General features: G+C 70.8%; 10 protein-coding genes. 2 read left to right on the top strand and 8 right to left on the bottom strand.

Annotated elements, in window-relative coordinates:
* Positions 1–4 precede the first annotated feature (4 nt).
* The 6 genes from HXX10_RS03790 to HXX10_RS03765 all read right to left on the bottom strand — a co-directional run bounded on the left by HXX10_RS03790 (position 5) and on the right by HXX10_RS03765 (position 8,200).
* Positions 5–589 carry an amino acid synthesis family protein gene (locus HXX10_RS03790; RefSeq protein WP_296520195.1) on the bottom strand — a complete coding sequence of 195 codons (585 nt, stop codon included), beginning with the start codon at positions 587–589 and terminating at the stop codon, positions 5–7.
* Entirely contained in the window at positions 586–1,170 is a 585-nt protein-coding gene (locus HXX10_RS03785) for an amino acid synthesis family protein (protein ID WP_296520194.1), read from the bottom strand. Before HXX10_RS03785 ends, HXX10_RS03790 begins: the two co-directional genes overlap by 4 nt.
* 14 nt (positions 1,171–1,184) lie before the next feature.
* Entirely contained in the window at positions 1,185–2,282 is a 1,098-nt protein-coding gene (locus tag HXX10_RS03780) for a UPF0280 family protein (protein ID WP_296520193.1), read from the bottom strand.
* On the bottom strand, positions 2,279–3,763 hold the full coding sequence (locus tag HXX10_RS03775; RefSeq protein WP_296520192.1) for a 6-hydroxynicotinate reductase: 1,485 nt from the start codon (positions 3,761–3,763) through the stop codon (positions 2,279–2,281). The genes HXX10_RS03780 and HXX10_RS03775 overlap by 4 nt, the downstream gene beginning before the upstream one ends.
* Before the next feature lie 247 nt (positions 3,764–4,010).
* A complete protein-coding gene (locus HXX10_RS03770) occupies positions 4,011–7,661 on the bottom strand; it encodes a molybdopterin cofactor-binding domain-containing protein (RefSeq protein WP_296520191.1) in 3,651 nt (1,216 codons plus the stop codon).
* Complete coding sequence (locus HXX10_RS03765; protein WP_296520190.1) at positions 7,661–8,200, bottom strand: (2Fe-2S)-binding protein; 540 nt, start codon at positions 8,198–8,200, stop codon at positions 7,661–7,663. The genes HXX10_RS03770 and HXX10_RS03765 overlap by 1 nt, the downstream gene beginning before the upstream one ends.
* Before the next feature lie 451 nt (positions 8,201–8,651).
* On the opposite strand from HXX10_RS03765, the gene HXX10_RS03760 reads away from it, so the two are divergent.
* Both HXX10_RS03760 and HXX10_RS03755 read left to right on the top strand, forming a co-directional pair.
* Positions 8,652–9,545, top strand: coding sequence for an aldo/keto reductase (locus HXX10_RS03760; RefSeq protein ID WP_296520328.1), 894 nt, complete (start codon positions 8,652–8,654; stop codon positions 9,543–9,545).
* Positions 9,546–9,702: 157 nt separating this feature from the next.
* Complete coding sequence (locus HXX10_RS03755) at positions 9,703–10,383, top strand: DUF6064 family protein (RefSeq protein ID WP_296520189.1); 681 nt, start codon at positions 9,703–9,705, stop codon at positions 10,381–10,383.
* Here the strand turns inward: HXX10_RS03755 and phnN are convergent.
* On the bottom strand, positions 10,346–12,406 hold the full coding sequence (gene phnN / locus HXX10_RS03750) for a phosphonate metabolism protein/1,5-bisphosphokinase (PRPP-forming) PhnN (RefSeq protein ID WP_296520188.1): 2,061 nt from the start codon (positions 12,404–12,406) through the stop codon (positions 10,346–10,348). The genes HXX10_RS03755 and phnN overlap by 38 nt on opposite strands.
* 209 nt (positions 12,407–12,615) lie before the next feature.
* Positions 12,616–13,449 carry a carboxylating nicotinate-nucleotide diphosphorylase gene (gene nadC / locus HXX10_RS03745; RefSeq protein ID WP_296520187.1) on the bottom strand — a complete coding sequence of 278 codons (834 nt, stop codon included), beginning with the start codon at positions 13,447–13,449 and terminating at the stop codon, positions 12,616–12,618.
* Between the last annotated feature and the right edge of the window lie 73 nt (positions 13,450–13,522).

The following is a 13,522-nucleotide window of genomic DNA, read 5'->3' as shown; positions in this document are numbered from 1 at the left end:
ACCCTCAGCGCAGACCGTCCTCGCCCTTGATCTCGCTGGTCTTGAGACCGCCGACGCGCGGCAGCGGGCGTCCGCCGGTCGTCACCGCGACCGCGACCATGATCTCGCCGGGACGCGGCGCGTCGTTGATCGACACCTGCATGCCGTCGAAATGGCTGCGCACGAAAGCCGCGTCCTTGTGGCCGAGCGGAATGTCGAGCTCGGCGCCGGGACCGCCGCGCTTCTTCGAGGACGGGATCAGGGCCGCGCCCTTGCCCAGTGCCTTGCGCACCGGCGCGCCCATCTTCGGATGCAGCAGCGCCGCCGCATGCTCCAGCTCGCCGTCGACGCCGACCAGCGCCGCCTTGCCGTAGCTCTCGCAGGTGTCGCCCGGCACCCCGAGCGCCGCCACGGCGCGCTCGGCGAGGATTTTTCCCAGCTCCTCGCCCATCTCGATCAGTGGCGACAGGTCCTCGACATACTGGCCGGCGTAGGGATTCTCGATCACGGCGATGGCGGCGGCGCGGCGCACCGGCGGCGACACCTCGCGGCCCATCTCGGTCAACGTCTCGTCGACGACCGTCACCAGCTTGCGGATCTTTGCACTCATCGCAGTCCATCCCATTTTTCGATCTGATGCGCCAACAGGCCACCGAGGCGCGCATGCACGCGTCCGCCCATGGTCATCACCAGCACCAGCGCGATCTCGTCGGCGCGCGGCGCGTCCGGCACGCCGACCTCCATGGCATCGTAGTGCGTGCGCACGTAAGACGCGTTGATGTGGGTGATCGGCACGTCGAGCCGCGTGCCCGGACCGCCGACCTTCTTGGTCGAGGGGACGATCGCCTTGGTGCTGCCCAGCACGTCGCGCATCGCGTAGCCGCCCGGCACGTGCCACAGCGCGCCGTGCTCGATCTCGCCCGCCGTGCCGACGATCGCCCCCTTGCCGTAGCCCTCGACCGCCTTGGCGTCGCCGCCGAGCGCATCGAGCAACTGCTGCGCCAGCGAGACGCCGAGCGGCTCGAGGTCCTTCATGAAGAAGGCGATGTCCTCGACATATCGTCCCGCGAACGGGTTCTTGATGACGGCGACGGCGGCGCCGCGCTTGATCACCCGGTCGGAGACGGGACCGCCTTCGTGGAAGATCTCTTCCACCGTGACGAGACGTTTTCGGACCAAGACTTCGGCCATGGACGGATGCCCTGTTAGGTTGGCTGGGAGAGATGAGGAACGGAATTCTGCATCAGCGAGCCGACCAGCCGCGTCGTGCCCTGCAGGTGCAGAGCGGCGGCGGCGATCAGGCCCTCGTCGAGAAGCGATTGCGCCACCGCGACGCCGGCGTCGAGCGCCGCGTCGACTTCGGGTGCCGCCAGCGATGGCACGCTGCGCGTGACCAGGCGGTCGCCGAGGTCGCTGTCGGGCTGCAGATCACGCGCCGGCACGCGAAGAATGCCCGGATGGGCGATGTCGACGGCATTGGCGACGACCGTCGCGGCCGCATCGGCGCTCGCGGCGTCGCGTGCAAGGATCGTCACGGCGTCGGCGATGCCGAGCGAGAAGCTGCGCCCGCCGGCGCCCGACGTGGCGATGCCGCGCACCGAATCGGCCGCCTCGATGGCGGCGGTGGCAAAGAGGCTCGGCTTGTCGGGACGGTCGATCAGGCCGGTGGTAAAGCGGGTGCCGGGCGACAGATAGAGCGCGATGTCGCCGCCATTGTTGACATAGGCGCGGATCAACGCGTCGCCGCAGGCGGACCGCATGGCGGACAGAATTTCGTCGGCGACGCTGCCGGCCACCGCCGCCATCGGCGTGATGAACATCTTTTTCGAATACGGCGCGACGGCCGCAGCCATCCGGCGGGCCACAGGGCCGGACAATTCGCCCTGCGGCTCGGGGCAAAAGCCCCCCACCCCCGGCGCGCTTCGCGCGCCAAACCCCTCCCCGCCATTCGCTGACGCGAATGGGGGGAGGGGAGCCGCAGCGCCTCGCCTCCCCTCCTCCCGCGCGCGAAGCGCGTAGCGGGGAGGGGTCGGGGGTGGGGGGCAGGACTCCCTGTGCTGATGGTGTGTCGATGATAAAGGTCGTCTGAGCGCAGGAAGCTCGCCGCACAGCTCGTCCAACAGCCCAGTGAGCCGCCCCAGCGCTGCGCGATACGCGGTCTCGATCACGTCGGGCGGCCCGAACGCCTCGATGATCAGATCGATCGGCCCGTCCTGCAGGTGCAGACGACGGCCGTCGGGCAGCAGGCGGGCGAGCGGCCGCCGCGCCGCGCTGTCCGCAACGGCCGGCGCCGCCGCGCTCATTCGCGTCCCCAGCGCGGGCCCTCGGGCCCGAACGGCCACACGTTCCCCTGGATCTGCGGCACCAGGCGGCTCTCGTGATCGCCGAGCGTCGAGAGCGGGCGGACGTGGTCCATGTGGCCGCCGAGCGCCGCGTAGTCCTCGAGCTTCAGCGTGAACTCGATCGGCGCCACCAGCGCCGGCGTCGGCACGTAGCCGAAGGCGTTGGCCGGCAGCCGCGTGACGTCGACCATGAAGGTGATGCCGCCGCCCGGCCAGACATAGACCGGGGCGCCGCCGCAGGTGACGCGCGTCAGCGTGTCCTTGACCGAGCGCGTCAGCCGCACCGGGTTCTCGGTGACGCCAGCGCGCAGCGAGCCGCCGGCGCCGGCGATGAACAGCACGGTGGAGAGCGCCGGCTCGCAGTTCTCCTTGATGCGCTCGGTGGAGGCGCGCAGCGCCTCCGGCATCTCGGCCTCGACCGGCTTCAGGTTGTCGTCGAGCCGGAAGAAGGCGGCGTGCTCGCCCGTGGTCGACACCATGAACAGCGTCATGCCGGGCTTCGCCACGGTCTTGTCGAAGGGATCGAGAATCGACAGCGGGTCCGTGATGCTGGTGCCGCCCCAGCCGGTGCCGGGATCGGCGACCTGGAAATAGCGGCCCGGCGTCGAGCGCCGCCCGCGCATCTTTATCCCGGTCGGCGCGACGCCCAAAACCTTGCCGGAGGCGTGCTCGGACAGGACGCCGGTGATGTGGTCGTCGACCACCACCACGTCGTCGACCTTGCCGAACCACTGCTTGGCGAAGATGCCGATGGTGGCCGAGCCGCAACCCACCCGCATGCGCTCCTCGGGAACGCCGTTGATGATCGGCGCCTTGCCGGCCTCGACCACGATGGTGGAGCCGCCCTCGATGGTCAGCTCCACCGGCTTGCCGTTGGAGAGCTCCAGGAGCGTGTCGCAGGTGACGCGGCCCTCCTTCTTGGAGCCGCCCGTGAGATGATGCACGCCGCCGAGCGACAGCATCTGCGAGCCGTACTCGCCCGTGGTGACGTGGCCGACCGCCTCGCCCTGCGCCCGCACGGTCGCCTGCTCGGGGCCGAGGAAGCGGTCGGTGTCGACCTTCACCTTGACGCCGCAGTAGCTGAAGATGCCCTCGGTAACGACCGTCACCATGTCGACGCCGTCGACCTCGGCCGAGACGATGAACGGCGCCGGCTTGTAGTCCGGATAGGTGGTGCCGGCGCCGATGGCAGTGACGAACAGCGTGTCCTCGGGAACGATCTCGCCGGCCCACTCGCTCTTGCGTTGCGTGAACGGCACGACCCGCCCGCCCTGGTCGAGCGTGCGCTCCAGAATCACATGCGGATCGACCCGGATCAGCTCGCCGTCGCGGTTGGCGTAGCGGTCGCAGGCGCCGGCCATGCCAGGGCGGATCCAGCAGGCGACCGGACAGGCGTCGCAGCGGATTTTCTGGTCGGCGGCCGGCGGGGGCTGAATCGTCATCGTGTCGTCTCTCGTGAGGTCCGGCCGCTCGGCGCGTCGCCCGTCAGCATGGCGCAGGATCGCATCGTGCACGCGACCCGAGCGTCGCGCCGCGCGCGGCTTCGCCCGACCGGCCATTTGTTAGTGTACAAATGATCTTGCATCGCACGATCCTTGTCAAGGTACGGTACGGCACGGCGCTGCACTTACCCTCTCCCCGCGCAGCGGGGAGAGGTGACGACCGTGCACGCCGCGCCGTCTCGTCTCATCATCGCGCCCCCGCATGGGCCCGCAGCCGCGCCACCGCGGCGTCGAGGTCGGGCCAGGCGGCACGTTCCGGGGCGAAGCGGCCGCGGACGTAGCGGGCGATCTCGGCGATCTGCCAGTCGGACAGATGGTCGGCGAAGGACGGCATCGCCCCGAGCGTGCCCAGCCCCGGCGGATGGATGCCCTCCAGGATCACGCGCACCACCGTGTCGGGCGTCGCCGACTGCACGGCCGTCACCAGCGCCAGCGACGGTTTTGTGCCGTAGAGCGCCGGCCCCCGGCCCGGCTCGTGGCACATGGCGCAGGCGCCGTCGAACATGCGGCTGCCCGGCACCGACACGGGCGTGCTTTTGCGCACGGCCGTAGCGGCCTCGCGCGCCGCGGCCAGGGCCTGGATCTCGGCCGCGCTCTTGGGCGCATCGCCGTACGAGGCGAGATAGTGCGCCATGGCGCGGATGTCGTCGTCGGGCAAAGCCTTCAGCTCGGCGACCACGGGCGCCATCGGGCCGGCGACGGCGCCGTGGTGGCGCGACCAGCCGGTGCGCAGATAATCGTAGAACGCCGTCTCGTCCCACGGCACCGGCGCGCGGCTCGCCCGCGTCAAGGCCGGCGCCTCCCAGCCCTCGGCGATGCCGCCGGAAAGATGCAGCGCGCCCTTCTCCTCGGCCCCCATCGCGTTGCGCGGCGTGTGGCAGGCCGAGCAGTGGCCGAGCCCTTCCACCAGATACGCGCCGCGGTTCCACAGCGCCGAGCGCGCCGGATCGGCGACGAACGGCGCGGCCCGATGGAACATGGTGTTCCACAGCGCCATCAGGGGCCGCTGATTGAACGGAAACTTGAAGTCCGGCGCCGGCGTGACGCTGCGCACCGCCGGGACCGACATCAGGAACCCATAGAGGGCCTGCAGATCCGCGTCGCTGGTCTTCGCATAGGAGGTGTAAGGAAACGCCGGATAGAGATGGCGACCGTCGCGGTGCAGGCCCTCGCGCATGGCGCGCTCGAAGGCCGGATAGGACCACGCGCCGATGCCGGTCTCGACGTCGGGCGTGATGTTGGTCGCCGTGATGACGCCGAACGGCGTCTCGATCTTCAGACCGCCGGCGAGCGGCGCGCCGCCCTCCGCCGTGTGGCAGACGAAGCAGGCGCCGAGATGGGCGAGCACGCGGCCGCGCTCGATGGTGGCGGCGGAGAACACCGCCGGGTCGGGCCGCGGGATCGGCGCAATGGCGCCCCGCCACGGCAGCGTCATGACGCCGAGCGAGCCGACGGCGCCGAGCGCGGCGGCCACGAGCGGCATCACCACGGTCTTCAGACGTGAGGGTTTTCCGGACGACGCGCATGCCGGGAGCGCCAGCGCGGCCGCCGACGCCTGCGGGGAGACGCCGGCGGCGCGCAGGCCCGCGAGCACCCGCTCGGGCGTGAGCGGCAGCTCGCGGAAACGGACGCCTGTCGCATCATAGATGGCGTTGGCGATGGCGGCGGCGCTCGGCACCGAGGCGGACTCGCCGACGCCGAGCGGCTCGTCGTCCGGCCGCGGCACCATCATGACGTCGATCGGCGGCAGCTCGGGGAAGGAGAGAATCGGATAGGCGCCCCACTCGCGGCTCGCCACCGCGATGTCCGAGAACGTCACCTCCTCCTTCAGCACCCGGCTGGTCGACTGGATGACGTTGCCCTGGATCTGATGGCGCACGCCGTCCGGATTGATCATCAGGCCGGAGTCCTGCCCGACCGTGATCTTCGTGAGCGCCACCTCGCCCGTGTGCTTGTTCACCGCGACGTCGGCGACCCAGGCCGACCACGCGGCACCATAACCGGGGAACTTCGAGTGGACGTAGAGCGCGTAAGCGAAGCCGCGCCCGCGCATGACGCCTTCAGAGTCCTCACGCAGCCGCGGCCCGACATGCGGCTCCCACTGCGCCCGCTCGGCGAGCTTTTGGACGAGGTCGCGGGCGCGAGACTCTTTCAGATAGCGCAGCCGGTACGCGATCGGGTCGACGCCGGCCTCCGCCGCCAGCTCGTCGATGTAGCACTCGTGCGCAAACGTGTTGGGCAACGCCGAGACGCCGCGCAGCCAGGCGGCCCGCACGATCGGCGGCATGTCGTGGCAGACGATGCGCTTGTGATCGAAGTCGTAGGGGCCGATCGCGGTGCGGTCGCCCATCTGCAGCACGACCGGGCCGGCCGCGACCTTGCCGGTCAGCAGCAGCGCCAGCGTGGTCGAGGCGTTGGACGGATAGCGCGTCTGGAAATCGTAGGCTGCGACGCCGCCGGAGGCGTCGAGCCCGCCGTCGACCGTCATGAGCTGCGCCGCGCCCTTCGGCTCCCAGGCGTGCTCCTGGTCGCGGGTGAGCTGCACCCGCACGGGCCGTCCCACCGCGCGCGAGAGAAGCGCCGCGTCGGCCGTCACGTCGTCGGCGCAGTTGCGGCCGTAGCAGCCCGCCGCCTCCAGCCGAACGATCTCGACGGCGTCTTGCGGCAGATCGAGGAGCTTCGCCAGATCGGCGCGCAGCGGAACCGGGTTCTGGGTGCCGGACCACGCCCGCACCCGGCCCCCGGAATAATCGGCGACCGCGCAGGACGGACCGATCGAGCCGTGCATCTGATACGGCCAGACATACTGCCGCGGCATGCGCTTGACCGCCCCGGCCAGCGCCGCATCGACGTCACCGGTGTCGAGCAGCACCCGCGGCGTCGACGGATTTTTGCTGAGCGCCCCGGCGAGGTCGTCGAGATCGGGGAGTTTCGGCGTCGGCTTCCAGGCCACCCGCAACGCCCGCAGCGCCGCCTCGGCATTCTCCTCGCGCTCGGCGACCACGCCGATGAAATCGCCGAGCGTCACCACGGCGACGATGCCGGGGATGTGGGCGATCGAGCTTTCGTCGACGTTCAGCAGACTGGTGCCGACGAAGTCGCCGACATCGACGCCCGCATAGGGCGGCCGCACCACGCGGCCGTGCAGCATGCCGGGCACGCGCATGTCGTGGACATAGACGAGGCCGCCGGTCGCCTTCGACGGCAGGTCGACGCGCGGCTGCGAGCGGCCGACGATGCGATGCTCCGACACGGGCTTGACCGCGACGTCGTCGGCGAGCGCGAGCCGGATGCAGTCGTCGGCCAACAGCTCGCCATAGGTGACGAAGCGGTTGTCGCCGCTCGGCGGCGCGTCGGCCACGGTCTCGCCGGAGCCGCCCGCGGCCGCCATTCGCCGGCCGATGACGCCGTCCTCGACGACCAGATCCTGCGCCGGCACGCCGAGCTTCGCCGCGGCGCGCGCGACCAGGAACTGCCGCGCTTGCGCGGCGGCGCGTCGCAAGGCGGGCGCCGTGATCTGGATGGTCTCGCTGGCGATGGTCGGCCCCTGGTCGGGCGTCACCGCAGTGTCGCCCAGCACCATGGACACGCGCCCAAACCCGACGTCGAGCTCCTCGGCGACGATCTGGGCCAGCGCCGTGCGGATGCCGGTCCCGAGATCGACATGACCGTTGAACGCCGTGACGGCGCCGCTCGCCTCCACCAGCACGAAGGGCTCGAGCGTTTCGGGATCGGCGGCAGCGACATCCGGACCGGCGCCGGCCTGCGGCCGCACCACGGCGAGGCTGCCGGGCCGCGTCAGGTAATCGGTACGGCTCAGGCCCTGCGGCTGCAGCATCACCGGCGCCTCCCCGGCGCAGCGGGACGCTGCGCAGCGGACCGGCCCGCAGCGAGGCGCTGCGCGGCGAGCCGCTCGGCAGCGAGCCGCACGGCCGCGAGGATCTCCACATGGGTGCCGCAGCGGCACAGATTGAAGCGCAGCGCCTCGCGGATCTGCTCCTCGCTCGGATCGGGGTTAGCGTCGAGCAGCGCCGCCGTCGTCATGATCATGCCGTTGAGGCAGTAGCCGCACTGCGCGCCGGCCGTCTCGACGAAGGCCGCCTGCACCGGATGCAGCGCCTCCGGCGTGCCGAGCCCTTCCAGCGTGCGGATATCGCGGCCGTCGACGTCGGCGATGTGCAGCACGCAGGCGCGCGCCGCGACGCCGTCGACCAGCACGGTGCAGCTCCCGCATTCGCCGATGCCGCAGCCGAATTTCGGGCCGTTGAGGCCGAGATCGTTGCGCAGCACGGCGAGCAGCGGCGTCGCCCCGGGCAGCCGCAACGCATGCGTCTCCCCGTTGACGGTCAGGCGGATGGTCGGGTCGCGTAACGTCATGGTCTCGGGCAGGACTCTTTCGGGCGCGCTCTTCATTCGTATACTAACGAAAAAGATCGCCCCGATCGACTGTTTGTTTGATGCTGCAGCGCATCGTCCACGCGATCGTGAGAACGCCGCGAACCTGCCGCGAACAGCGGCAACAAACTGCCGTTTGCAGTGCGAAGAGGCAGCCACCGCCCAGGGAGAAGGCAGAGCGCATGCGCTCCCTCTCCCCGCACGCGGGGAGAGGGTGGCTCGCCGCGGAGCGGCGAGACGGGTGAGGGGGCGTCTCGTGGATACGGAAGCGCCCCCTCACCCGGAGCCCGCGCTTCTCGCGCGGGCCCCGACCTCTCCCCGCACGCGGGGAGAGGTGAAGGACGACCGCCTGTCCGCTTCTCCCGCGCCTGGGCTATCATGGGCCAAATCGGAGGCCGCGATGCACACACGGCGAACCCTGCTGACGGGCGCGATGGCGGTGGGCGGTATCGCCGCCTTGTCGCGTGCAGGCGGCGCCCAGCCGGCCGCCCCCGCCCCGGCTCCACTGACCAAAAGCATCCCGTCGAGCGGCGAGGCGCTGCCGGTGGTCGGACTCGGGACCTGGATCACCTTCAATGTCGGCAATGATGCCGCGCTGCGGGACGAGTGCGCCGCCGTGGTGGCGGCGTTCTTCGCGGCCGGCGGGCGGCTGATCGACTCCTCGCCCATGTACGGCTCGTCGCAGCCGACCATCGGCTATGCCCTGCAAAAGCTCGGACGGCCGGAGGCGCTGTTCTCGGCCGAGAAGGTGTGGACGTCGAGCCCGCGCAACGGGCCGCCGCAGATCGCCCAGTCGCTCGCGTCCTGGGGCGTGCCGCGCTTCGATCTCGTCCAGGTGCACAACCTGCTCTCGTGGGAGGCCCATCTCGACACGCTGCTCGCCATGAAGGAGGCGAAGCAGATCCGCCATGTCGGCATCACCACGTCGGAAGGCCGCCGCCACCGCGACATGGAGGCCATCATGGCGAGCCGGCCGCTCGATTTCGTCCAGGCGACCTACAACCCGGTCGACCGCGAGCTGGAGGCCCGCATCCTGCCGCTCGCCCGCGAGCGCGGCATCGCCGTCATCGTCAACCGGCCGTTCCGCGAGGGCGAGCTGACCCGAAAACTCGCGCGCCATCCCCTGCCCGGCTGGGCCGCCGAAATCGGCGCCATGAGCTGGGCGCAGCTCGTGCTGAAATTCATCGTCTCGCACCCCTCCGTCACCTGCGCGATTCCGGCGACCACGCGGGTCGACCATGTGCGGGAGAACCTCGCGGCCGCCGCCGGCCCCCTGCCGGACGAGGCCTTCCGCCGCCGCATCGCCGAAGCGATCGGGCACATCTGATGCTTGATGCGGCAGCTCCGTTCGCCGTCATTCCGGGGCGCGCTGAAAGGGCAAACCCGGGCTCCATCGACAGGGTCGGCACTCGTGGCTGGATTCCGGGTCCGATGCTTCGCATCGTCCCGGAATGACCGCCGGGTAATCGTCAGGACACTGAACAATGTCCGAGTGGTGGACCTACGAGCTGTCCGATTTTCTGATGTTCTCGCCGCGGGTCTATGTCCGGCTGCTCGCCGCGTACAATGCCGCGATGTGGCCGGCCCAGGTCGTGACGATCGCACTCGGCCTCGCGGCTGCGGCGCTGCTGCTGGTGCCGATGCGTGGGCGTGAACGACTGGTCCCCGCCGCCCTCGGCGTGCTGTGGACCCTCGTCGCCTGGGCTTTCTTGTGGGAGCGCTACGCCACCATCAACTGGGGCGCCCTCTATGCGGCACCGGCCTTTGCGCTGCAGGGCGTGGTGCTGATCGCAGCCGGACTCTCGGGACGGCTCTCGTTTCCGGCGACACGAAGCGCCGGCGCGATCGCGGCTGCCGCCCTGCTCGTCGCGATCGTGCTCGGCTGGCCGCTGCTGGCACCGCTTTTCGGCCGCCCGTTCGACGCCGCCGAGGTGTTCGGCCTCGTCCCCGATCCGACTGCGCTCGCCACGCTGGCGCTGCTCGCCGCGATCGGCGGCGGTGCGCGTATCGTCCTGATGATCATCCCGGCGCTGTGGAGCCTGATCGCCGCCGCGACGCTCTTCACGCTGGGCTCGTCGGCGTGGGTGCTCGTTCTTGCCGCGGCGGCGGCAGCGGTCGCGCTGTCCGTCAGCCGGCGGACGCCGCCCGCGCCTCGGCGATGGTGAAGCCGGAGAACTGTGCCGCGAGCCGCGCCGCCGCGTCGAGATCCGAGGCGGCGCCGGCGTGAATCACGAACAGCGCATCGCCGGCCGACACCGTGTCGCCGAGGCGGGCGCGAAGATCGATGCCGGCGCTCTTGTCGAGCGGCGCACCCGCCACCCGGGCGATGCCGGCGACCGCGAAGCCGTCGATGTCGGCGACGATGCCGGCGCGCTCCGCCACGACCGCGGCGGTGAGCCGGCCCGGCCGCACCGGCTCGGCCTGCGCGCCCTGCGCCTGGATGATCCGGTCCAGCGATTCCCGCGCGGCACCGGACGACAGGAGATCCTCGGCGCGGCGACGCGCCGCCTCCGGTCCACCGACCGAAGGATCCCAGGCGAGGATGCGGCTGGCGAAGTGCAGCACCTTTTCGCGCAGATCAGAGGGGGCCTCGGGGTTGTTCTCCAGCACCCACAGCACGTCGCGCGCCTCCAGCGCCGGACCGATGCCGCGGCCGATCGGCGCCGTGCCGTCGGTCGGCACCGCCTCGACGAACAGCCCCAGTCCCGCCCCGACGCTCTCGAACAGCCGCGCCAGCGTCGCCGCCTCGGCGGCGCTCTTGATGCGGGCGCGCGGCCCGTGCGGCAGATCGACCACGACGTGAGTGGCGCCGGCCGCCAGCTTCTTCGACAGGATCGAGGCGACCGACCAGCGGCTGGACTCCAGGCCCAGCGGCCGCGTGATGGCGTTCATCACGTCGTCGAGGGTCGAATGGTTGAGGCGGCCGTTCCAGGCGATGCAGCCGCGCGCCGCGCCGACCACGCGCCGCACGTCGTCGGCATCGAGATCGACGCGCGCCAAAGTCTCCATCGCGTCCGCCGTGCCGGCCGCCGACGTGATGGCACGCGACGACGTCTTGGGGATCGCCAGGCCGTGCGCCGCGATGATCGGCACCAGCACCATGGTGACGCGCGAGCCCGGGATGCCGCCCATCGAATGCTTGTCGGCGACGATCGGCTCGTCCCATTTGATCTTCGAGGCGAAGCTCGCCCGCACCTTCGCCAGCGCCAGAACCTCGGCGTCGTCGAGGCCGCGGTCGGCGGCGACCAGGAAGCCCGCCACCTCGCTGTCCGGATAGCGGCCCTCGACGATGTCGCCGACGACGCGCGCATAGTCGGCCTCGTCCAGCACTCCACCGCGGATCTTCTTGCGCAACGCTGCGCGACTGGCCGGCGTCGGCGTGCGGGTGAGAACGACCGGGGTTCCCTCCGGCAGGCCGAGCCGTTTGAACACCTCGTCCGTGAGACCGACCGCGTCCGCCGGCACCAGCCCGGGCTCGGCGAGCGCCACCTCGGCCCGCACGCTCTTGCCGCGCGCCGCGAGGTCGATCCGGCCGGGGCCGATATAATCGGCGGCCGACACCACGGAGGAATCGCACGGCAGCACGGCGAGCGCCCGCTGCCCCGCCGCGATCGGCAATTTGGTCAGCCGCAGCCGCACCGTCTGGGATTCCAGCGCGGCGACGAAACGCTCGATGCCTACGTTCGGGGTGGACTCGTTCCCCACCCGCACCACGGTCGCGTTCGCCGGAAACGCCGGCGTCTTGCGATCGAGCCGGGCGCGGATCACCTCGTCCGTCTCGCGCCCACGCCCGGCGAGACGCGCCGCCAGAATGTCTGCGGGCGCCGTGATCTCGACGACGACCAGATCGGGCACGCGGGATAGCAGCTCCGCCACCACGGCGCGCGAGCCGTTGGCGACGACATGCTTGCCGCGAACGAGCTCGTCGAGCACGCCCACCGGCACGCCGTAAGAAAGCCCGTGCGCCGACCAGTCGATCAGGAAGGCGCCCGCCTGCTTCATGCGCGAAAACGTCGCCGCGTCCACGGCCTCGTGCGCCTCGCCGCCGGCGTCGGCCGGCCGCGTGATCACGCGCCGCGCGAACACGAACCGGCCCGAGCCGCCCAGCGCCGCGCGCGCACCGTCCAGCAGCGTGTCCTTGCCCGACCCGCTCGGCCCGACGACGAAGAACAGGACGCCCGGAGTCATCGGAGGAACTCCCGCATGTCCCCTTCACCTCTCCCCGCTGCGCGGGGAGAGGTCGGAGTCCGCGCGCCCAGCGCGGACTCCGGGTGAGGGGGCGCTTCGGGGATAAGGAGACGCCCCCTCATCCCGACCTTCTCCCCGCGCGCGGGGAGAAGGGGAGCAGGCGCCGTGCCTGGGTGGGGAGCATCAACAAGCATCGATCGATACCCGCCTCACGCCTCGTCGAGGCCGATGTCGACGGCCGGGGCCGCTTGGGTGATCTTGCTGGTGGAGATGTAGTCGACGCCGGTCTCGGCGATCGCCTTGATGGTGTCGAGCCTTATGCCGCCCGACGCCTCCAGCGGCACCTTGCCGGCGACCAGCTTGACGGCCTTGCTCATCTCCTCGCACGACATGTTGTCGAGCATGATCACGTCGGCGCCGGCGGCGAGCGCCTCGGTCACCTGTTCCAGCCGGTCGCACTCCACCTCGATCTTGGTGAGCGTCGGCAGCTTCTTCTTGGCCCGCGCCACCGCCGGCGCGATGCCGCCGCAGACCGCGATGTGGTTGTCCTTGATCATCACGCCGTTGTCGAGGCCGAGCCGGTGGTTGAGCCCGCCGCCGCACGTCACGGCGTGCTTCTCGATCATCCGCAGGCCGGGCGTCGTCTTGCGGGTGTCGATCAGCCGCGCCTTGGTGTGGGAGACCATGGCGATATAGCGGGCCGTCTCGGTGGCGATCGCCGACATGTGCTGGACGATGTTGAGCGCCGTGCGCTCGCCCGTCAGGATGCCGCGTGCCGGCCCCTTCACGGTGAGCAGGATGTCGCCCTTCTGCGCCGTGTCGCCGTCCTTCACCTTGACCACCACATCGAGGCGCGGCTCGTAGCGGCGGAACACCGCGGCCGCGATGTCGATGCCGGCGACCGTCATGGGCTGGCGGGCGTTCATGGCGAAATGCCCTGTCTCGTCCGGCTCGATCATGGTCTGCGCCGTCAGGTCGCAATAGCCGATGTCCTCGGTGAGCCACAGATCGATCAGGCGATCGACGGCGAAGCTGTCGTACATGGTCGAACCTTTCCGCTGAGTCTGTGTCAGGGGTGCGACCCGGCCGGGCCGCGTGTCCACGCGCGGCGCGCGC

This window comes from Rhodoplanes sp. (assembly GCF_013377085.1).
Lineage (GTDB): Bacteria > Pseudomonadota > Alphaproteobacteria > Rhizobiales > Xanthobacteraceae > Rhodoplanes.
This window is presented reverse-complemented; position numbering and strand designations above follow the sequence as displayed.

What these genes read in the sequence shown, in the direction of transcription:
- HXX10_RS03775 (WP_296520192.1), bottom strand. Translation starts at nt 3,763, where the DNA reads ATGACGATTCAGCCCCCGCCGGCCGCCGACCAGAAAATCCGCTGCGAC.
- HXX10_RS03780 (WP_296520193.1), bottom strand. Translation starts at nt 2,282, where the DNA reads ATGAGCGCGGCGGCGCCGGCCGTTGCGGACAGCGCGGCGCGGCGGCCG.
- HXX10_RS03760 (WP_296520328.1), top strand. Translation starts at nt 8,652, where the DNA reads ATGGCGGTGGGCGGTATCGCCGCCTTGTCGCGTGCAGGCGGCGCCCAG.
- HXX10_RS03790 (WP_296520195.1), bottom strand. Translation starts at nt 589, where the DNA reads ATGAGTGCAAAGATCCGCAAGCTGGTGACGGTCGTCGACGAGACGTTG.
- nadC (WP_296520187.1), bottom strand. Translation starts at nt 13,449, where the DNA reads ATGTACGACAGCTTCGCCGTCGATCGCCTGATCGATCTGTGGCTCACC.
- HXX10_RS03765 (WP_296520190.1), bottom strand. Translation starts at nt 8,200, where the DNA reads ATGACGTTACGCGACCCGACCATCCGCCTGACCGTCAACGGGGAGACG.
- HXX10_RS03755 (WP_296520189.1), top strand. Translation starts at nt 9,703, where the DNA reads ATGTCCGAGTGGTGGACCTACGAGCTGTCCGATTTTCTGATGTTCTCG.
- phnN (WP_296520188.1), bottom strand. Translation starts at nt 12,406, where the DNA reads ATGACTCCGGGCGTCCTGTTCTTCGTCGTCGGGCCGAGCGGGTCGGGC.
- HXX10_RS03785 (WP_296520194.1), bottom strand. Translation starts at nt 1,170, where the DNA reads ATGGCCGAAGTCTTGGTCCGAAAACGTCTCGTCACGGTGGAAGAGATC.
- HXX10_RS03770 (WP_296520191.1), bottom strand. Translation starts at nt 7,661, where the DNA reads ATGCTGCAGCCGCAGGGCCTGAGCCGTACCGATTACCTGACGCGGCCC.